This is a genomic window from Enterobacter cloacae complex sp. IR5459 (assembly GCF_049238005.1).
In the GTDB taxonomy this organism is placed as follows: Bacteria; Pseudomonadota; Gammaproteobacteria; order Enterobacterales; family Enterobacteriaceae; genus Enterobacter; species Enterobacter hormaechei_C.
Map to the genome: position 1 here is coordinate 245,100 of NZ_JBMKIG010000001.1, position 20,638 is coordinate 265,737.

18 protein-coding genes are annotated in these 20,638 nt (G+C 57.5%); 11 read left to right on the top strand and 7 right to left on the bottom strand.

Annotated elements, in window-relative coordinates:
• The first annotated feature begins 20 nt into the window (after window positions 1–20).
• The 3 genes from cpdA to parE are packed head-to-tail and all read left to right on the top strand — an operon-like array spanning window position 21 to window position 3,350.
• Window positions 21–848, top strand: a complete 828-nt coding sequence (gene cpdA, locus ACOTX4_RS01185; protein ID WP_023314864.1) for a 3',5'-cyclic-AMP phosphodiesterase — start codon at window positions 21–23, stop codon at window positions 846–848.
• The gene (gene yqiA, locus ACOTX4_RS01190; RefSeq protein WP_023314863.1) at window positions 848–1,429 is read left to right on the top strand and encodes an esterase YqiA; all 582 of its coding nucleotides are present in this window, start codon (window positions 848–850) and stop codon (window positions 1,427–1,429) included. Before cpdA ends, yqiA begins: the two co-directional genes overlap by 1 nt.
• 28 nt (window positions 1,430–1,457) lie before the next feature.
• Window positions 1,458–3,350 (top strand): DNA topoisomerase IV subunit B, encoded by a 1,893-nt coding sequence (parE, locus tag ACOTX4_RS01195; protein ID WP_003862513.1) that lies wholly within the window; start codon window positions 1,458–1,460, stop codon window positions 3,348–3,350.
• Window positions 3,351–3,451: 101 nt separating this feature from the next.
• On the opposite strand, the gene ACOTX4_RS01200 is transcribed toward parE, so the two are convergent.
• On the bottom strand, window positions 3,452–4,288 hold the full coding sequence (locus tag ACOTX4_RS01200) for an AraC family transcriptional regulator (protein ID WP_045332891.1): 837 nt from the start codon (window positions 4,286–4,288) through the stop codon (window positions 3,452–3,454).
• A gap of 166 nt (window positions 4,289–4,454) precedes the next feature.
• Here ACOTX4_RS01200 and ACOTX4_RS01205 point away from each other — a divergent pair, with 166 nt between their 5' ends.
• The 3 genes from ACOTX4_RS01205 to ACOTX4_RS01215 are packed head-to-tail and all read left to right on the top strand — an operon-like array spanning window position 4,455 to window position 8,782.
• Entirely contained in the window at window positions 4,455–6,269 is a 1,815-nt protein-coding gene (locus ACOTX4_RS01205) for a DUF2264 domain-containing protein (protein ID WP_045332889.1), read from the top strand.
• Between the two features lie 31 nt (window positions 6,270–6,300).
• A complete protein-coding gene (locus tag ACOTX4_RS01210) occupies window positions 6,301–7,566 on the top strand; it encodes an oligosaccharide MFS transporter (protein ID WP_022649415.1) in 1,266 nt (421 codons plus the stop codon).
• A gap of 28 nt (window positions 7,567–7,594) precedes the next feature.
• Window positions 7,595–8,782 carry a glycoside hydrolase family 88 protein gene (locus ACOTX4_RS01215; protein WP_032607914.1) on the top strand — a complete coding sequence of 396 codons (1,188 nt, stop codon included), beginning with the start codon at window positions 7,595–7,597 and terminating at the stop codon, window positions 8,780–8,782.
• A gap of 12 nt (window positions 8,783–8,794) precedes the next feature.
• On the opposite strand, the gene ACOTX4_RS01220 is transcribed toward ACOTX4_RS01215, so the two are convergent.
• The 6 genes from ACOTX4_RS01220 to qseB all read right to left on the bottom strand — a co-directional run bounded on the left by ACOTX4_RS01220 (window position 8,795) and on the right by qseB (window position 12,990).
• Window positions 8,795–9,322, bottom strand: coding sequence for a hypothetical protein (locus tag ACOTX4_RS01220; RefSeq protein WP_032607912.1), 528 nt, complete (start codon window positions 9,320–9,322; stop codon window positions 8,795–8,797).
• Window positions 9,323–9,361: 39 nt separating this feature from the next.
• Window positions 9,362–9,802 (bottom strand): peptidoglycan-binding protein LysM, encoded by a 441-nt coding sequence (gene lysM / locus ACOTX4_RS01225; protein ID WP_063937874.1) that lies wholly within the window; start codon window positions 9,800–9,802, stop codon window positions 9,362–9,364.
• Window positions 9,803–9,954: 152 nt separating this feature from the next.
• Window positions 9,955–10,269, bottom strand: a complete 315-nt coding sequence (locus ACOTX4_RS01230; RefSeq protein WP_003862506.1) for a putative quinol monooxygenase — start codon at window positions 10,267–10,269, stop codon at window positions 9,955–9,957.
• 30 nt (window positions 10,270–10,299) lie between these two features.
• Window positions 10,300–10,881, bottom strand: a complete 582-nt coding sequence (locus ACOTX4_RS01235; protein ID WP_003862505.1) for an NAD(P)H-dependent oxidoreductase — start codon at window positions 10,879–10,881, stop codon at window positions 10,300–10,302.
• 103 nt (window positions 10,882–10,984) lie between these two features.
• Window positions 10,985–12,334, bottom strand: a complete 1,350-nt coding sequence (gene qseC, locus ACOTX4_RS01240; protein ID WP_045332887.1) for a quorum sensing histidine kinase QseC — start codon at window positions 12,332–12,334, stop codon at window positions 10,985–10,987.
• A complete protein-coding gene (qseB, locus tag ACOTX4_RS01245; protein WP_045332886.1) occupies window positions 12,331–12,990 on the bottom strand; it encodes a quorum sensing response regulator transcription factor QseB in 660 nt (219 codons plus the stop codon). Before qseB ends, qseC begins: the two co-directional genes overlap by 4 nt.
• Window positions 12,991–13,129: 139 nt before the next feature.
• On the opposite strand from qseB, the gene ACOTX4_RS01250 reads away from it, so the two are divergent.
• From ACOTX4_RS01250 to ACOTX4_RS01270, 5 genes are all read left to right on the top strand, one after another.
• Window positions 13,130–13,531, top strand: coding sequence for a YgiW/YdeI family stress tolerance OB fold protein (locus tag ACOTX4_RS01250; protein WP_003862501.1), 402 nt, complete (start codon window positions 13,130–13,132; stop codon window positions 13,529–13,531).
• A gap of 118 nt (window positions 13,532–13,649) precedes the next feature.
• Window positions 13,650–15,908, top strand: coding sequence for a DNA topoisomerase IV subunit A (gene parC / locus ACOTX4_RS01255; protein ID WP_003862499.1), 2,259 nt, complete (start codon window positions 13,650–13,652; stop codon window positions 15,906–15,908).
• 162 nt (window positions 15,909–16,070) lie between these two features.
• Window positions 16,071–16,808: a 1-acylglycerol-3-phosphate O-acyltransferase gene (gene plsC, locus ACOTX4_RS01260; RefSeq protein WP_003862497.1), complete on the top strand. Its 738-nt coding sequence runs from the start codon at window positions 16,071–16,073 to the stop codon at window positions 16,806–16,808.
• Between the two features lie 61 nt (window positions 16,809–16,869).
• Window positions 16,870–18,282, top strand: coding sequence for a cell division protein FtsP (gene ftsP, locus ACOTX4_RS01265; protein ID WP_003862496.1), 1,413 nt, complete (start codon window positions 16,870–16,872; stop codon window positions 18,280–18,282).
• 130 nt (window positions 18,283–18,412) lie between these two features.
• Window positions 18,413–20,587 carry a YgiQ family radical SAM protein gene (locus ACOTX4_RS01270; RefSeq protein WP_023323746.1) on the top strand — a complete coding sequence of 725 codons (2,175 nt, stop codon included), beginning with the start codon at window positions 18,413–18,415 and terminating at the stop codon, window positions 20,585–20,587.
• Window positions 20,588–20,638 lie beyond the last annotated feature (51 nt).

Sequence of the window (20,638 nt, forward strand, 5' to 3'; positions counted from 1 at the left end):
AACCTACCTAAGGACACCATTTGGAAAGCCTGTTGAACCTGACTGTTGCTGGTGGGGCGCCAGTCAGGATATTACAAATCACCGACACCCACCTTTTTGCCGAAAAGCATGAGACGCTTCTGGGCGTGAACACCTGGGAGAGTTATCAGGCGGTTCTTGACGCGATCCATGCTGAAAAGCGGCCATGCGATCTGATCGTCGCGACGGGCGATCTGGCGCAGGATCAATCCTCCGCAGCCTATCAGCATTTTGCTGAAGGGATTGCGAGCTTTAGCGTGCCTTGCGTCTGGCTGCCGGGCAATCACGATTTTCAGCCCGCGATGTACAGTTCGCTTCAGGATGCGGGGATTTCACCGGCAAAATGTGTCTTTGCGGGGGACCAGTGGCAAATTCTGCTCCTCGACAGTCAGGTGTTTGGCGTTCCGCACGGTGAGTTGAGCGACTATCAGCTTGACTGGCTGGAGACAAAACTGGCCGCCGAACCGAATCGCAATACGCTGCTGTTACTGCATCATCACCCGCTGCCGGCGGGCTGTAGCTGGCTCGATCAGCACAGCTTACGCAACTCTGCGGCGCTGGACGGCGTGCTGGCGAAATTCCCGCGCGTAAAAAATTTGCTGTGCGGTCATATTCACCAGGAACAGGATCTCGACTGGAACGGTCGACGTCTGCTCGCGACGCCCTCTACCTGCGTGCAGTTTAAGCCGCACTGCGCCAACTTTACGCTGGATACCATCGCACCGGGCTGGCGCTGGCTGGAGCTGCATGCCGATGGCTCGCTGACCACCGAAGTTTGCCGTCTGGCCGGGGCACAATTCCGCCCGGATACCGCTTCGGAAGGCTATTGATGTCGACGCTTCTCTATCTGCATGGGTTTAACAGCTCACCGCGTTCGGCGAAAGCGACGCAGCTTCGCCAGTGGCTGAGCGCGCATCATCCCCACGTGGAGATGATTATTCCGCAGTTGCCCCCTTATCCGGCGGATGCGGCAGAGATGCTGGAATCGCTAGTGCTGGAACACGGCGGCGAATCGTTTGGCGTTGTCGGGTCGTCGCTCGGCGGCTACTACGCCACCTGGCTGTCGCAGTGCTTTATGTTGCCCGCTGTCGTCGTCAACCCGGCGGTCCGGCCATTTGAGCTGTTAAGGGACTTTCTTGGCGAAAACGAGAACCCCTACACCGGCCAACAATATGTGCTAGAGTCACGCCATATTTACGATCTCAAAGTTATGCAGGTCGACCCGCTTGAAGCGCCCGATCTTATCTGGCTGCTGCAACAGACGGGAGATGAAGTGCTGGATTACCGCCAGGCAGTGGCGTATTACGCATCCTGCCGCCAGACTGTAGAAGAGGGCGGTAACCATGCTTTCACGGGCTTTGAAGATCATTTCACCCAGATTGTCGATTTTCTTGGACTGCACAGCCACTGACAATCAATGCGAATTGCTAGCTTAAATCATGACGCAAACCTATAACGCTGATGCCATTGAGGTACTCACCGGGCTTGAGCCGGTTCGCCGCCGCCCGGGGATGTACACCGATACGACGCGCCCAAACCACCTGGGCCAGGAAGTAATTGATAACAGTGTGGACGAAGCGCTGGCAGGCCATGCCAAACGCGTGGACGTTATCCTGCACGCCGATCAGTCGCTGGAAGTCATCGACGACGGCCGCGGCATGCCGGTAGATATCCACCCGGAAGAGGGTGTTCCCGCCGTTGAGCTGATCCTCTGTCGTCTGCACGCGGGCGGTAAGTTCTCCAACAAAAACTACCAGTTCTCCGGCGGCTTGCACGGCGTGGGGATCTCCGTGGTTAACGCCCTGTCAAAGCGCGTGGAAGTGAACGTCCGTCGCGACGGCCAGGTGTATAACATCGCGTTTGAAAACGGTGAAAAAGTGCAGGATTTGCAGGTTGTCGGGACGTGCGGTAAGCGCAACACCGGCACCAGCGTCCACTTCTGGCCTGACGAAAGCTTCTTCGACAGCCCACGCTTTTCTGTTTCCCGCCTGACGCACCTGCTGAAAGCCAAAGCGGTGCTGTGCCCGGGCGTGGAAATCACCTTTAAAGACCACGTTAATAATACCGAACAAACCTGGTGCTACGCCGATGGTCTGAACGACTACCTGTGCGAAGCGGTTAACGGCCTGCCAACCCTGCCGGAAAAACCGTTCGTCGGGAATTTCGAAGGCGATACTGAAGCGGTGGACTGGGCGCTGCTGTGGCTGCCGGAAGGCGGCGAGCTGCTGACCGAAAGCTACGTTAACCTGATCCCCACTATGCTCGGCGGGACCCACGTCAACGGCCTGCGTCAGGGGCTGCTGGATGCGATGCGCGAGTTCTGCGAATACCGCAACATTCTGCCGCGCGGCGTGAAGCTGTCGGCGGAAGATATCTGGGATCGCTGCGCCTACGTGCTTTCCGTGAAAATGCAGGATCCGCAGTTTGCCGGTCAGACTAAAGAGCGCCTGTCGTCACGCCAGTGTGCGGCGTTCGTCTCCGGCGTGGTGAAAGATGCCTTTACCCTGTGGCTGAACCAGAACGTTCAGGCCGCGGAAATGCTGGCTGAAATGGCGATCTCCAGTGCCCAGCGTCGTCTGCGCGCGGCGAAGAAAGTGGTGCGTAAAAAGCTGACCAGCGGCCCCGCGCTGCCGGGCAAGCTGGCGGACTGTACCGCGCAGGATCTCAACCGCACCGAGCTGTTCCTGGTGGAAGGAGACTCGGCAGGCGGATCGGCCAAGCAGGCGCGGGATCGTGAATATCAGGCGATCATGCCGCTCAAGGGTAAGATCCTCAACACCTGGGAGGTCTCGTCTGATGAAGTGCTGGCCTCGCAGGAAGTACACGATATCTCGGTTGCGATCGGTATCGATCCGGACAGCGACGATCTGAGCCAGTTGCGCTACGGCAAGATCTGCATTCTCGCGGATGCGGACTCCGATGGCCTGCACATCGCCACGCTGCTCTGTGCGCTGTTTGTGAAGCATTTCCGCGCGCTGGTGAAAAACGGTCACGTCCACGTGGCGCTGCCGCCGCTGTACCGAATCGACCTCGGCAAAGAAGTTTACTATGCACTGACGGAAGAAGAGAAAGCGGGCGTGCTGGAACAGCTTAAGCGCAAGAAGGGCAAACCGAACGTTCAGCGCTTTAAGGGGCTGGGTGAGATGAACCCGATGCAGCTGCGTGAAACCACGCTGGATCCGAATACCCGCCGTCTGGTGCAGCTGACCATCAGCGATGAAGATGAACAGCAAACTAACGCCGTGATGGACATGCTGCTGGCCAAGAAACGTTCTGAAGATCGACGTAACTGGCTACAGGAGAAAGGCGACATGGCGGATATAGAGGCCTGATACACGCTGTCTTTTTGCCGGGTGGCGGCTGCGCCTTACCCGGCCTTCTTAACCCGTAGGCCCGTGCAAGCGTAGCGCCGCCGGACAAGAAATGCAGCTCATCACGATGAATGGTTTTTCCGGTACTGCAATGGCGTCTCGCCAATCCCCTTTTTAAACGCGCTGATAAACCACGTCACGTCGGAAAATCCCGCCTGTGCGGCAATGTCACGCACGCTCGAATCAGTGTGGAGTAAACACTCGCACGCCTTACGCAACCTTAGCGTGTTCAGGTAGTCGTGAATTTTTTCGCCTGTTTCCGCATGGAATCTTCGCGATACGTAACTGCGCGATTTACCCAGCTCTGCGGCCAGCGCATCCAGACGAAATTTCTCCTGATAATGCTCGTCGAGCCAGAACATGACCTGGCTGGCGATCCCCTGGCTGTTGCCCGGCTCGCCGTCGCGATCGTCGGGCAGCATCGCGAACAGGCCGATCAGCAGGCTGGCGATGCTCTCGCCGTTCATCGGCGGTTTATAGCAGCTAAACAGATGGTCGATATGGTGGTGACAGTGGGCTAAATCGGCGACCCACGCTTCGCCGCCACGGCGTGACAGCCGCTCCAGGCGCTGCCGGGTCTGGGGAAAATCCCGCAGGATCTTCAGCACCGCGTGCTGGTCGAGATGAATAATGGTGCGGCGGTAAATTGCCTCCGCCTGTTCGTCCACCATGACCTTGTGCAGCGTAAAAGGCGGGAAGAAAAACAGTCGTCCGGGGCGCATGGTGTAGTGACGATTATCGACAATCGCCACGCCAAAGCCCTCTTCCACATAGAGGATCTCCAGACACTGATGCCAGTGATGGTAGCGCACCGTATTGGCAAACAGGCGGCTGAACGAGGCCACGGTATCGTTCAGGGCGATCAGTTCCAGAAGGTCGGTTGTCGGCGTGTCGCGCATAGTGCAATAAAACTCAACTTTTTCCCGTCTGATCGTCTTTATAAACCACCTTTTTAAATTTTCTCAACTGGAGGTTTATTCATCGTTCATGCCTGTGACATGGCTAACATTTCTGCACCTTGCGGATTCACTATGCTTTGCCGCAGTTGATTACGAGGGCGAACCGATGTGGGCGGCAAACAAAGAAAAATCAAATCCGTTGTCTTCACGCCAGGAGGTAGTGGCGTCGTTGAATGCACTTTTACAGGCGCTGGACACGCAATTTCCGGCGAACCGTTCACGATTCCCGCTGGGCGACACCTGCGCCCATTACACAGCAGATATTGCGCAGATGGAGGGACTTTCCCGCGCGCTGTGGGGGCTGTTTCCGCTGATGGCGTCCGGCGAAAGCACGCCGTTCAGCGAGAAGTACCTTACTGCCATTAAGCTTGGTACCGACCCGCAAAGCAGCGGCTACTGGGGTGAAACCGGCCCGTACGATCAGCGTCTGGTGGAGATGGCGGCCTACGGTCTGGGGCTCGCTCTGCTGGGAGATAAACTCACCGCGCACTTTACCGGTCGCGAGGTGATGAACCTGCACGCGTGGCTCAACCAAATCACCGACGCGCAGATGCCGGACAGCAACTGGAACTATTTTGCCATTATGGTTCAGCTAGGCTTTAAGCGCGCCGGCCTGCCGTACGATCAGGACGCCATTGACCACCGCTTAGCGCTGATGGACGCCTACTACCTCGGCGACGGCTGGTATTCCGACGGTCCCGGCCGCCCGAAAGATTACTACATCTCCATGGCTTTCCATTTCTACGGCCTGATTTACGCCACCCTGAGTAACGACGAGGCGAGGGCGAATGTGCTGCGCGAGCGCTCGCGCCTCTTCGCGGAAGACTTTATCTACTGGTCCGCCGCCGATGGCGCCTCGGTGCCGTTTGGCCGCAGCCTGACCTACCGCTTTGCCATGGTTGCCTTCTGGAGCGCGGTGGCCTTTTCTCAGCTGGACGTCTTCACCCCGGGCATCGTGAAAGGCATTGTGCTGCGGCATCTGCGCTGGTGGCAGCAGCAGTCGATTGTCGATCGCGACGGCATTCTCACCCTGGGGTTTGCGTATCCGAACCTGGCGATGTGCGAGGATTACAACTCCCCCGGTTCACCGTACTGGGCGCTGAAAACCTATCTGATCCTGGCGCTGCCGGAAGCACACCCGTTCTGGCAGGCGGAAGAACAACCGCTGCCCGCGCTTGCTGAAAAACATGTGATTCCGCATGCGCAGCAGATCCTGATGCATTCGAAAGATTCGCAGCACGTCGTCATGCTCACCGCCGGTCAGCTGGAACTGAACAACTACGTCAACACCGAAGCGAAATACACCAAATTTGCCTACTCCAGCCGCTTCGGATTCACCCTTGAGCGCGGGCGTTTTGGCCTGAAGCATGCCGCCTGCGATTCCATGCTGCTGCTGGCGGACGGAGATGACTATTTCCGCGGTCGTCGCGAGTGCGAAGAGGTTCGGGTGGATGAAAATTACATTTTCTCGCGCTGGTCGCCGTGGCGCGACGTGCAGATTGCGACCTGGCAGATCCCGTTCGGGGAGTGGCACCTGCGCCTGCACCGTATCAACAGCACGCGCACTCTGCAAACCGTCGAGGGCGGCTTTGCGGTGATGAAAACCGCCCACCGGGTGCGCGAACGCGGTTGTTATCTGTTGGCTGAAAACGGCAGCAGCGTCATTGTCGATCTTTCGCCGATCATTCAGCGCCAGCCAGACAGCATCGTCACGCCGCCGAACAGCAGCATTATGTTTGCGGAGTGCGCCTCTATTCCGCTGTTAAAAGCTGACCTCCCGCAAGGGGAAAGCTGGCTCTGTTGCGCCGTTCTGGCTGGCGGAAGACAGCTCGCTGCGGCGACGCCGCAGCTGAATATAACCCATAGCCGGGTCGTCATTAGCGAACCCGGAAGCGAACGTAAGCTGTCGTTCACATTATAAAAATCTGGCCCTACACGTCGGCGAGGATGATATGAAAAGCACATCGACAACTAACAGAACTGAATATTACAAAATCAGTAGCTTTATCTTTCTCTATTTCTTTACCTGGTCTGCCAGTATTGGACTGCTGGCGATCTGGCTTGGCCAGAAAGCCAATCTCAGCGGCTCGGTGATTGGAACCGTTTTTGCGGTGAACGGGATATTCTCCGTAATTCTTAAACCGATCTACGGCTATATTCTCGATAAGATCGGCATGAGCAAATACCTGCTCTATTTTGTGGTGATCATGTCGGCCCTGATGGCGCCGTTCTTTATTTACGTATACCAGCCGCTGTTAATGTCTAATACCCTGCTGGGGATTATTATCGGCGCGCTCTATTTAAGCTTTGCCTGGTACGCGGGCGTGGCGGCGTGTGAATCGTATTCTGACCGCTTTAGCCGCTTAAACGGCATGGAGTTCGGGCAGATCCGTATGTGGGGATCGCTCGGCTGGGCGGTGGCGTCATCCTTCTCCGGCCTGCTGTTCAACCTCTCACCGGCGTATAACTTTATTCTCGGCAGCGTGGCGTCGGTGGTGATGCTGATCGTCCTGCTGAGCCTGAAAGTGAACACTAACTCCATTCACGCGGGCGAGGTGCTGACGAAAGAGAAAATCGCCCCGTCAGACGTTTACGCCCTGCTGCGAAACCGCAAATTCTGGGCCTTCTGCCTGTACGTGGCGGGCGTGGCGTGGATGATGTTTATCGCCGAGCAGCAGTTCTCGCGCTATTTCGTCACCTTCTTCGATGATATTCATGAGGGCAACGCGGTATTCGGTTATCTCGGGACCGTGCAGTCGGGCATGGAATTTGTCATGTATATGGTGGTCCCGCTGTTTGTGAACTTTATTGGCGCCAAACGCGGGCTATTAATTGTCGGGCTGGTGGTCGGGGCGCGTCTGATTATTTCCGGCATGTGTGATTCTCACCTGTTAATTTCAGTGCTTAAGCCGCTGTACGGTCTGGAAATTTGTCTCCTGCTGGTGTCGGTATTTAAATATATCGCCGAGCATTTCGACAAGCGCGTCAATGCCACCATGTATTTACTCGGCTATCAGGCGATGCTCTACGTTGGCAACGTGGTGGTCTCTTCCCCTGCCGGCTATATGTATGACCGTATTGGCTTTGAGCACACCTATATCATCATGGGCGCAACGGCGCTGACCTTTACCCTTATTTCTGCTTTTACGTTATCCGCCTGTCAGAGCAAATGGCGCGGGGCTCGTGCGCTGAATGTAGCAGAAACGTCAACACGATAAATTACGCCGTCAAAGAAGGAACCGAAATATGTTAAGTCGTATCAAAGAAGAACGTCTGCCTGTTATCGCTGCGCCCGTTGACTCCCGCACATTCAGCGATGAACTGAATTCGGCGCGCAGCCACGTTCTGGACCTGATTAGCCGTCATTTAACGGAGTTCGGCGACAAATTCCCGGCGGAAACCTGCCAGAAAGGTTTTTATCCGCTGACTGACAACGTGGAGTGGACCACCAGCTTCTGGACCGGGCAGCTGTGGCTGGCGTGGGAGATGAGCGGCGAGGAAAAATTCCGTGCGATGGCGGAAAAACACGTGCGCTCGTTTGGCCTGCGCATCGCCGGGCGCAACGACACCAATACCCACGATTTAGGCTTCCTTTACACGCTCTCCTGCGTAGCCGCGTGGCGGCTGACCGGAAACCGCGAGGCGCGCGGCTTCTCGCTGCTGGCGGCGGAAGCCCTGCTGGAACGCTTCCACGAGAAGGCGAAGATCATCCAGGCGTGGGGCGATCTCTCCGATCCGGAGCAGGCCGGGCGAATGATCATCGACTGCAACATGAACCTGCCGCTGCTCTACTGGGCAACAGAGCAGACGGGCGATCCGCGCTTTGCCGACGCCGCAAAAGCGCACGTCATGCAGGCGGCGACGTATCTCATTCGTGACGATGCCTCCACCTTCCACACCTACTATATGGATGTGGCAACCGGCGCACCGCGCTACGGCAACACCCAGCAGGGCTACGCCGACGACTCCTGCTGGTCGCGCGGGCAGGCTTGGGGCATTTACGGTTTCCTGCTGAGCTATATCTATACCGGCGACGAGACGATGATCGCTCTGTCAAAACGGCTGGCGAACTACTTCCTCAATCGCCTGCCGGAAGACTACGTCTGCCACTGGGATCTGGCGCTGGTGGGCACCGACGCGCTGCGTGACTCTTCCTCGGCGGCAATTGCGGTGTGTGGACTGCTGGAGCTGGTGAAACATCTGCCGGTCACAGATCCGGATCGCGAACGTTACCTCGAATGGGCGAAAGGGATTATGTCCTCGCTGACAAAGCACTATCTGATGGGTAAAGAAGAGAAGGGCAACGGGCTGCTTAAGCACTCTGTGTATCACCTGGCGAGCAATAAAGGCGTGGATGAGTGCGCGAGCTGGGGCGATTACTTCTACGTCGAGGCGCTGGTGCGCTTCACACAGAGCTGGAAGCTGTACTGGTAACGGGCAGCGGTATCACCACCCAAGCACCTCTTTAATGGCGCGCCGGTAGGGCGTATCAAGCTGGGCAGGCACGCGGCAAATATAGTCCCGCGCATGGCTGCGGGTCTGTCCGCTGAGGCCGTCGAGATAAGCGATGGCCTCGTCCACGGCAGGAACCCTGCCTTCCTGCGACGCGCTTCTCGGCGGAAGCCCGGTCCAGATGATCGCTTCAATACCTTTCTCCCTGGCCCATGTTGTCAGGATACCCGTGTCGCGTCCGGTGATTAGCAACGAGCCAATGCCATCGCAGCGATCCTCGGGAATGGCTTCGCGCTCACGCAAAGCGCGGCAGGCCACGCTCAACGTTGTGGCCTCCAGCCATGCCCAAAGCACCGGCACGGCAGGGGCATTCATACAGATGGCGGTCGCCAGTTCACCGCCATCACTGACCCGACAGAACTCGACGGGCAGTGATGGCCCGTCGGTTTGCCACTCACCGGCTACCGGTAGCGCGCCGCTTTTCCAGATTAACGAGCCCCAGCCAAGACAAGCGATTTTCATGCTGTTCCTCTGCGCGACGTGAACCAATAGCCTCAGACGTTATGCCTTAGGAATACGCAGCGTCTGGCCGGGATAAATTTTATCCGGGCTGGAGAGCATCGGGCGGTTCGCCTCAAAGATCTTGTTGTACTGATTGGCATCGCCGTACACGGTTTTAGAGATCGCGCTCAGGGTATCGCCGGATTTCACCGTATAGTAAGTAGCTTCATCTTTGGCGTCTGTCGCGGTGATATTGTTCTCCACCTCGCTGACGCCCGCGATGTTGCCGACGGCGACCTGGATTTTTTCTTTCTCCTCCTGCGTTAGCCCGTCGCCCGTTACGCTGGCCTTGCCATCGGTGACGTTAACCTGAACTTTATCGGAACCGGGAATGTTGAGTTTCTTGAGGTGCTCGGTGATTTTGTCGCTCTGACCCTTATGATCGGTCAGGTTGTCCCAAAGCTTTTCGCCTGCTTCTTTCACGAAGTTAAAAAGACCCATTCCATCCTCCTGTTAAACATGAAGTCAGAATAAGCATAGCAGTTGAGCGGTAAGGTGATAAAAAAAGCCCGGTGGCGTTAACGCTTACCGGGCCTGCGGGGGAAAGTTGTAGGCCGGGTAAACGTAGTGCCACCCGGCAAATTTCACAGAACTTAAACCCCTTGCTCCAGAATACGGATGTGGGTTTCCAGAACGTCCCCTTTCACCGCGTCGCTCCACGCTTTCATATGCGCGGTCTGCAAATGGGCTTCAAGGTGCGCGACGGTTTCCCACTGCTCCACCATGATGATGGAGTCTGGCGCGGTCGCCTGGAAGCTTGCGCTGGTGGCGGCGTCTACCATCGGCGCGTAGCCGTGGCAGCCTTCTTCTTTCAGAACGGTCGGGATGATCTTCGCGAACTCATCCAGTACTGCCTGGCGGTGATGTTGGCCAGGACGCGTACGGATTTCAGCAATAACGGTAAGCATAATTAACTCCTTCTAATTCCAGGCTACCAGTTAAGCAAAAATTTCCGCGAGATGCTTGCGATATTCTGCGATATAGCGCGGGACGTCCGGCATTTTAATTACGTCGTTGACGATAAAGGTCGGCAGCGGCTCCATTCCCAGGAACTGATTCGCCTTGTGGAACGGCAGATACGCGCCGTCTACGCCCACGCCTTCGAAGAACTGATCGTTCTCGGTGAAGGCTTCCAGCGGCGCGTTCCAGGTCAGGGAGAGCATATATTTTTTGCCCTGAATCAGACCGCCGGAACCGTATTTTTTGGACGCGTCAGAGCGGGTGCGGCCGTCGCTGGCATACAGCGAACCGTGACCTTCGGTAAACACATCGTCCATGTATTTTTTCACGGTCCACGGTGCGCCCATCCACCAGCCCGGCATCTGCCAGATCACCACGTCGGCCCACAGGAAGTTCTGCACTTCGGCCTTCACGTCGTAATCGCTGTCCGCGCGCACGACCTTAACATCATGTCCGGCGTCGCGCAGGAAACCATCCGCGACCTCGGTCAGGGTGTCATTCAGCTGGCCTTTAGAGTGCGCAAATTCTTTCGCGCCGTTGATAATCAGAATGTTGCTCATTATTTGTCCTCGATGATGAGAGTATGCCGGGTATTCTACGCGCGAGGACGGAGCGGAAAAATAAGCAAAATGTGCAAAGTCTTTTGCGCTCAGCGCAATAATCTTACCAGCTGACGGTCACTGCAAAGCCCCCTTCCGGCGCATTGCCCAGCGAGACGCGCATCCCGTGCAACGCCGCGATACGCTTGACGATAGACAACCCCAGACCGCTGCCGGTGGCGTCCTGGCCCGGTAGACGATAAAAGCGCTCGCCGAGACGCGTCAGCGCATCGGTTGAAATGCCCGGGCCGTTGTCGCGCACGGTAAAGCTTTGGGTGTTCAGCGTCACGTCCACCACGCTGCCGCGCGGGCTGTAACGAACGGCGTTGTCCAGCAGGTTACGCGCCAGAAGGCTCAGCAGTAGCGGCTGTCCGTGACGCATCACCTCGGGCGCATTAGCGTTGAGCCGAACATCAATGCCCGCCTGCTGCGCCGGATGCCAGATATCCAGCACCGCGGATTGCAGCAAATCGGCCATCATCACGGGTTCGACGTCATCAAGATTATCCAGTGAATCCAGGCGCGACAGGGTGAGAAGCTGATCCACCAGCCGGGAGGCGCGGTCGATGCCTGCGTGCAATTGCCCCAGCGCTTTAGACTGCGCCCCGGGATCGTCAAGGGAAAGCTGCGCCACGTCGGTTTGCACCTTCAGCGCGGCCAGCGGGCTGCGCAACTCATGGGCGGCATCCGAGGTGAAGCGACGCTCGCGGGCCATCATCTCCTGCGTACGGGCGAAAAGATGGTTAAGCGCATCAAGCAGGGGGCGAACCTCCGTCGGCACGCCGTGGGTGGGCAGCGTATCGGTCGCATCCGGGGAGCGCGAGCGCAGGGTCTGCGCCAGCTTTTTCAGCGGTTTCAGTTCCCGGCTCAGCAGAACAATCAGCAACAGCAGCATTATGGGCAGCGCCACCAGCCACGGCGTCAGCTGCGAGCTGACCACGTCCAGCGCCATATCCTGTCGGTACTCCCACTCCTGGCCAACCACCACGCGGTATTTCCCGTCCGGAGAAGTCAGCCACAGGAAACGCCATTCGTCGTTGTCATCCTGCAACCGACCGTCATCAAACCCGTCCCGGCGGTAGAGGTAAGGTATGTCGCGCCCGTTTTCGCCGTCGTTAAGCACCATGCTGCCGTCGGCGGTGAAGATTGCGAAGGCCAGCGCATCGTCGTCAAGATGGCCGTGTTTGGCTTTTTTCGGCACCTCGCGCATGCGTTCCGGGGCGCGAAGTTCGTCCACGTCCATCGTCAGCAGCCGTTTGGCAAACAGCATCTGCTGGGTATCGAACAGCTTATCGAGCTTGTCGGTCGTCTGGTGCCAGGCCACCACGCTTGCGGCAAACCAGGCCGCCAGGGACAGCAGCAAAAAGAGGAGCGTCAGGCGCAGCTTCAGGCTCAGGCGTTGGGTCAGTTTCATGCGTCACCCAGGGTATAACCGATGCCGTGCACGGTGCGGATAAAGTCGCTGCCGAGCTTGCGGCGTAAATGATGAACGTGGACTTCGACAGCGTTGCTGGAGACGTCATCATCCCAGTTGTAGAGCTTCTCCTCGATGGCCTTGCGCGGCAGCACGCGGCCCGCGTTGCGCATCAGCAGTTCCAGCAGGGCGAACTCTTTGGGTTTGAGCACCAGCGTTTCGCCCTCCAGCGTGGCGACAAGGCTTGCCGGATCGAGCGTGACCTTGCCGTGACGCAGCTCGCTGCGCGCCTGCCCGTGGCTGCGGCGTACCAGCGCTTCCAGACGGGCCGCCACTTCAATTAGCGCGAACGGCTTACACAGGTAATCATCCGCCCCCAGGCGTAACCCTTCGACGCGCTGATTCAGCGCATCCCGCGCGGTCAGGATCAGCACCGGTTCGCTCTTTCCGCTTTCGCGCCAGGCGCGCAGGATCTCAAGCCCGTCGATCTCCGGCAGCGTTAGATCCAGCACCACGACATCATACGGCGCGGTGTACAGGGCCGCCTGCCCGGTTTTCCCGTCGGTAAACCAGTCCACGTTAAAGCCCATTTTGCTTAAGCCCGCTTTGATGCCGTCGCCAATGAGCTTGTCGTCTTCTACCAGTAAAATGCGCATATTTCCTCCTTGATGCCGTCAGTAAACCTTTTGCAAGCGCCTGCTGTACAGTAAAAATAAATAAATTTTCCCCTTAAGAAGTTGTTAAGGTTTACCCTGTTTAATGGATTGTGAAACGACATTAAAGGGAGAGATAAAGATGAAAAAATTCGCTGCAATTGCTGCCATCATGATGATGACCACGGCCCCTGTCTTTGCTGCACAGGGTGGCTTCTCTGGCCCATCTGCGACACAGAATCAGACGCAAACCCAGCAGGGTGGCTTTGTCGATAACAACGCCAACCTCACCACCGCGGCTAAAGTGAAAGACCTGAAGGACGATGCCTGGGTGAAGCTGCGCGGGAACATTACCGAGCGCCTGTCCGATGACCGTTACACCTTCCGCGATGAAAGCGGCACGGTGGTGGTGGAGATCGACCACAAGCGCTGGAACGGCGTGACGGTGACGCCGCAGGATAAAGTCGAACTCCAGGGTAAAATCGATAAAGACTGGAACGAGTTTGAAATCGACGTGAAGCAGGTTATCAAGCTGAACAAATAACCCGAAAAGGGCCGCATAAGCGGCCCTTTTTCTTTGTGACTCAACTCGTCAGATAGGGTAGTATCTGCGGCAATATTGCCTGAAACCCTTCGGTTTCTGAGTTGAGGAATCACACGTAATGAGCGATATGGCAGAGCGCCTCGCGCTACATGAATTCACGGAAAATGCCTACCTGAACTACTCCATGTACGTCATCATGGACAGGGCGTTGCCGTTTATCGGGGATGGCCTGAAGCCCGTTCAGCGCCGCATCGTCTATGCGATGTCCGAACTGGGGCTGAACGCTACCGCCAAGTTTAAGAAATCCGCCCGTACCGTCGGCGACGTGCTGGGTAAATACCATCCGCACGGCGACAGCGCCTGCTATGAAGCGATGGTGCTGATGGCCCAGCCGTTCTCTTATCGCTATCCGCTGGTGGATGGCCAGGGGAACTGGGGGGCGCCGGACGATCCGAAATCCTTCGCGGCAATGCGTTATACCGAATCTCGCCTGTCTAAATATGCCGAAGTGCTGTTGGGCGAGCTGGGGCAGGGCACGGTCGACTGGGTGCCAAACTTCGACGGTACGATGCAGGAGCCGAAAATGCTGCCTGCGCGTCTGCCGAACATCCTGCTGAACGGCACGACCGGTATCGCCGTGGGCATGGCGACGGACATTCCGCCGCACAACCTGCGTGAAGTGGCAAAAGCGGCCATCACCCTGATTGAGCAGCCAAAAACCTCGCTGGACGATCTGCTGGATATCGTGCAGGGGCCGGACTATCCGACCGAAGCCGAGATCATCACCTCGCGTGCGGAAATCCGCAAAATCTACCAGAACGGTCGCGGCTCCGTGCGCATGCGCGCGGTGTGGAATAAAGAGGATGGTGCCGTGGTGATCACCGCGCTGCCGCACCAGGTGTCCGGTGCGAAGGTGCTGGAGCAGATCGCCTCCCAGATGCGCAATAAAAAGCTGCCGATGGTGGACGACCTGCGCGACGAATCGGACCACGAAAACCCGACCCGTCTGGTGATCGTGCCGCGCTCTAACCGCGTGGACATGGAGCAGGTGATGAACCACCTGTTCGCCACTACCGATCTGGAAAAAAGCTACCGCATCAACCTGAACATGATTGGTCTGGACGGTCGTCCGGCGGTGAAAAACCTGCTGGAGATCCTTACCGAATGGCTGGCCTTCCGCCGCGATACGGTGCGCCGTCGTCTGAACCATCGCCTGGAAAAAGTGCTTAAGCGCCTGCATATCCTCGAAGGTTTGCTGGTGGCGTTCCTCAACATTGACGAAGTGATCGAGATCATTCGTACCGAGGACGAACCTAAGCCTGCCCTGATGTCGCGCTTTGGCATCAGCGAAACTCAGGCCGAAGCGATCCTCGAACTGAAATTGCGCCATCTCGCCAGACTGGAAGAGATGAAGATCCGAGGCGAGCAGAACGAGCTGGAAAAAGAGCGCGATCAGCTTCAGGCGATTCTGGCGTCCGAGCGCAAGATGAACACCCTGCTGAAGAAAGAGTTGCAGGCCGATGCCGACGCCTTTGGCGACGACCGACGTTCTCCGCTGCACGAGCGCGAAGAGGCGAAGGCGATGAACGAGCACGACATGCTGCCGTCCGAGCCGGTGACCATTGTGCTTTCCCAGAGCGGCTGGGTGCGTAGCGCCAAAGGCCACGATATCGACGCGCCGGGTCTGAGCTACAAATCCGGTGATAGCTTCAAGGCGGCGGTGAAGGGCAAGAGCAACCAGCCGGTGGCGTTTATCGACTCCACGGGCCGCAGCTACGCCATCGACCCGATCACGCTGCCGTCTGCGCGCGGCCAGGGCGAACCGCTCACCGGTAAGCTGACGCTGCCGCCGGGTGCCACGGTTGAGCATATGCTGATGGAAGCCGACGATCAAAAACTGCTGATGGCGTCTGATGCGGGCTACGGCTTTATCTGTACCTTCAACGATCTGGTGTCGCGTAACCGTGCCGGTAAAGCGCTGATTAGCCTGCCGGATAACGCACACGTCATGCCGCCGCTGATCATCGAGAACGAAAGCGACATGCTGCTGGCGATCACCGCTGCCGGACGTATGCTGATGTTTCCGGTCAGCGATTTGCCGGAGCTGTCGAAAGGCAAGGGCAACAAGATCATCAGTATCCCGTCAGCGGAAGCGGCAAAAGGCGAAGATAGCCTCGCGCATCTCTTCCTGCTGCCGCCGCAGAGCACGCTGACCATTCATGTCGGCAAGCGTAAAATCAAACTGCGTCCGGAAGAGTTGCAGAAGGTGGTGGGTGAGCGCGGACGTCGCGGCTCACTGATGCGCGGCCTCCAGCGAATCGACCGCGTGGAGATTGACTCGCCGGCGCGCAGCAAAGCGGACGACAGCGAAGAGTAATCTGTTTCATCCCCCTCTTTCCGGAGGGGGAATTACCATAAAATTTCCCGTAAAAACGTTGTTAATTCGTGCGTTGCGATTAACAATACGCGCTCGTAATAAAGTCCTTACCTGGCCACAGGTGAAGTATAATTGTCAGCTGTCAGGGCTTCAGAGGTCGCTATGCTATACATTGTTCGTCTCATTCTTACCGTTATTTATTGCATTCTGGTCTGTATTTTCGGATCGATTTATTGCCTGTTCAGCCCGCGTAACCCAAAGCATGTCGCGACGTTTGGCCACATGTTTGGTCGTCTTGCGCCGCTGTTTGGCCTGAAGGTTGAAAAGCGTCTGCCTGAAGGGGCGGAGAATTTCGGTAACGCCATCTATATCGCTAACCATCAGAACAACTACGATATGGTGACGGCCTCAAATATTGTTCTTCCGCCGACCGTAACCGTGGGCAAAAAAAGCCTGCTGTGGATCCCCTTTTTCGGCCAGCTGTACTGGCTCACCGGTAACTTGCTGATTGACCGCAACAACCGCGCCAAAGCGCATGGCACTATTGCGGAAGTGGTGGATCAGTTTAAAAAGCGCCGGATTTCCATCTGGATGTTCCCGGAAGGGACGCGCAGCCGTGGTCGCGGCCTGCTGCCGTTCAAGACCGGCGCGTTTCATGCTGCAATTGCGGCTGGCGTTCCAATTATTCCCGTGTGTGTTTCCAATACATCGAATAAGATTAATCTTAACCGTCTGAATAACGGACTGGTCATTGTCGAAATGCTGCCGCCGGTAGATACCTCTAAATACGGTAAAGACCAGGTGCGCGAGCTGGCCACGCACTGCCGCGAGCTGATGGCTCAGCATATTGCGCAGCTCGATAAAGAAGTTGCAGAGCGAGAAGCCGCCGGTAAGATTTAACCCGGTGTCGTGTAAGGGAAAACGAATTCCCGCGTTGTTAGTCGTTTCAGATGGAGCTTATATGTCACTCAGTCGGCGTCAGTTTATTCAGGCTTCGGGTATCGCCCTTTGTGCGGGTGCGATACCGCGGACAGCCAGCGCCGCCGGGCAGCAACAGCCGCTGCCTATTCCGCCGTTGATTGAATCCCGTCGCGGGCAGCCGCTATTCCTCACGCTTCAGCGTAGCCACTGGTCCTTTACCCAGGGAACGCGCGCGCAGGTATGGGGCATTAACGGACGCTACCTCGGGCCGACCATTCGCGTGTGGAATGGCGATGACGTTAAGCTCATCTACAGTAACCGTACGACGGAAAATGTCGCGATGACCGTCAGTGGTTTGCAGGTGCCGGGGCCGCTGATTGGCGGCGCGGCACGCATGATGTCGCCGAATGCCGACTGGGCGCCCGTCCTCCCGATTCGTCAGAGCGCGGCGACATTGTGGTATCACGCCAATACCCCGAACCGCACCGCCCAGCAGGTCTACAACGGCCTGGCCGGAATGTGGCTGATTGAAGATGAGGTCAGTAAAACGCTGCCGATCCCGAATCACTACGGCGTCGATGATTTCCCGATCATTATTCAGGATAAGCGACTGGATAACTTTGGTACCCCGGAGTACAGCGAGCCGGGCAGCGGTGGCTTTGTGGGCGATACGCTGCTGGTTAACGGCGCGCAAAGCCCGTATGTCGAAGTGTCTCGTGGCTGGGTGCGCCTGCGTCTGCTGAATGCCTCTAACTCGCGCCGCTACCAGTTGCAGATGAGCGACGGCCGCGCGCTGCACGTGATTTCAGGCGATCAGGGGTTATTACCTGCGCCGGTGTCGGTGAAGCAGCTGGCGCTGGCGCCAGGCGAACGTCGTGAAATCCTCGTGGATATGACCAACGGGGATGAAGTGTCCGTGACCTGCGGCGAAGCGGCAAGCATTGTTGACCGTATTCGCGGCTTCTTTGAACCGTCGAGCGTGCTGGTCTCCACGCTGGTGCTGACGCTGCGCCCGACCGGCCTGTTGCCGCTGGTGACCGACAGCCTGCCGATGCGCCTGCTGCCGCAGGAAATTGTGACCGGCCCGGCAGTACGCAGTCGCGATATCAGCCTTGGCGACGATCCGGGCATCAACGGCGCGCTGTGGGACGTAAACCGTATTGATATCACCGCCCAGCAGGGAACCTGGGAGCGCTGGACCGTCCGCTCGGAGATGCCGCAGTCGTTCCATATTGAAGGGGTGTCATTCCTGATCCGCAACGTCAACGGGGCGATGCCGTTCCCGGAAGACAGGGGCTGGAAAGATACCGTCTGGGTGGATGGCCAGGTCGAACTGCTCGTCTACTACGGCCAGCCTTCCTGGCCGCACTTCCCGTTCCTGTTCCACAGCCAGACCCTGGAGATGATGGACAGGGGATCGGTAGGGCAGATGCTGGTGAATCCGGCACCGTAAAACACTTTCTCCCTCTCCCTGTGGGAGAGGGTTGGGGTGAGGGCAACAGCCCGCACAATACCCCTTCATTTCCCCCGGTAAACCAGCGTATAATCCCGCTCCTTTTGTCTATTTTTTCTTCGGAAGCATTATGAGCGCTATTTCCCTGATCCAGCCGGATCGCGACCTCTTCTCCTGGCCCCAGTACTGGGCAGCCTGCTTTGGACCGGCGCCTTTCCTGCCGATGTCCCGTGAAGAGATGGACCAGCTGGGCTGGGACAGCTGCGATATTATTCTGGTGACGGGCGATGCGTATGTCGATCACCCGAGCTTTGGCATGGCGATCTGCGGCCGTATGCTTGAAGCCCAGGGCTTCCGCGTGGGGATCATCTCCCAACCTGACTGGAACAGCAAAGACGACTTTATGCGTCTGGGCAAGCCTAACCTGTTCTTCGGCGTGACCGCGGGCAACATGGACTCGATGATCAACCGCTATACCGCCGACCGTAAGCTGCGCCATGACGACGCTTATACGGCTGACAACGTGGCGGGTAAACGTCCCGACCGCGCAACCCTCGTCTACACCCAGCGATGCAAAGAAGCATGGAAAGACGTGCCGGTGATCCTGGGCGGCATCGAAGCGAGCCTGCGCCGTACCGCACACTATGACTACTGGTCCGACACCGTGCGCCGTTCGGTGCTGGTGGATTCGAAAGCCGACATGCTGATCTTCGGTAACGGTGAGCGTCCGCTGGTAGAGGTGGCACACCGTCTGGCGCAGGGCGAAGCGGTCAGCGAGATCCGCGACGTGCGCAACACCGCGATCATGGTGAAAGAGGCGCTGCCGGGCTGGAGCGGGGTGGATTCCCGCATTATCGATATGCCGGGCAAAATCGATCCTATCCCGCATCCGTACGGTGACGATCTGCCGTGCGCGGATAACAAACCGGTTGAGCCGAAGAAAGCGGAAGCAAAAGCCGTGGTGGTGCAGCCGCCGCGTCCGAAGCCGTGGGAAAAAACCTATGTGCTGCTGCCGTCCTACGAAAAAGTAAAAAGCGATAAAGTACTCTACGCCCACGCGTCGCGCATCTTACACCATGAAACCAACCCCGGCTGCGCGCGAGCGCTGATGCAAAAGCACGGCGAGCGCTATATCTGGGTTAACCCGCCGGCGATCCCGCTCTCTACCGAAGAGATGGACAGCGTGTTTGCTCTGCCGTACAAGCGTGTACCGCATCCGTCATATGGCAGCAGCCGCATTCCGGCGTACGAGATGATTCGTTTCTCGATCAACATCATGCGCGGCTGCTTCGGCGGGTGCTCCTTCTGTTCGATCACCGAACACGAAGGCCGTATTATTCAGAGCCGTTCCGAAGAGTCGATTGTTAACGAGATCGAAGCCATTCGCGACACGGTGCCGGGCTTTACCGGTGTGATCTCCGATCTGGGTGGTCCAACGGCCAACATGTACATGCTGCGCTGTAAATCGCCGCGCGCCGAGCAGACCTGCCGTCGTCTCTCCTGCGTCTATCCGAGCATTTGCGAGCATATGGACACCAACCACGAGCCGACGATCAACCTTTACCGTCGCGCCCGTGACCTGAAAGGCATCAAGAAGATCCTGATCGCCTCTGGCGTGCGTTACGACATCGCTGTGGAAGATCCGCGCTACATTAAAGAGCTGGCGACGCACCACGTGGGCGGGTATCTGAAGATCGCCCCGGAGCACACCGAAGAAGGCCCGCTGTCCAAAATGATGAAGCCGGGCATGGGCAGCTACGACCGCTTTAAACAGCTCTTCGACACCTACTCAAAACAGGCGGGGAAAGAGCAGTATCTGATCCCATACTTCATCTCCGCACACCCCGGCACCCGTGATGAAGACATGGTGAATCTGGCGCTGTGGCTGAAGCAGCGTCGATTCCGTCTGGATCAGGTGCAGAACTTCTACCCGTCGCCGCTCGCCAACTCGACGACCATGTATTACACCGGCAAAAACCCGCTGAGTAAGATTGGTTATAAGAGCGAAGACGTGGTGGTGCCGAAAGGGGATAAACAGCGCCGTCTGCATAAAGCGCTGCTGCGCTATCACGATCCGAAAAACTGGCCGCTGATCCGTCAGGCGCTGGAAGAGATGGGGAAAAAGCACCTGATCGGCTCGCGTCGTGATTGCCTGGTGCCTGCGCCAACGCTGGAAGAGATGCGCGAAGCGCGCCGCCAGAACCGCAACACGCGCCCGGCGCTGACCAAACATACCCCGATTGCGCATCAGCGTTCGAATGGTGTTGCGGGAACGAAGAAGAACGTAAAACGTAAGACCGGTTAAACCTGTAACAATACCCGGTGGCGCTGCGCTTACCGGGTCTACAGGTCTAAC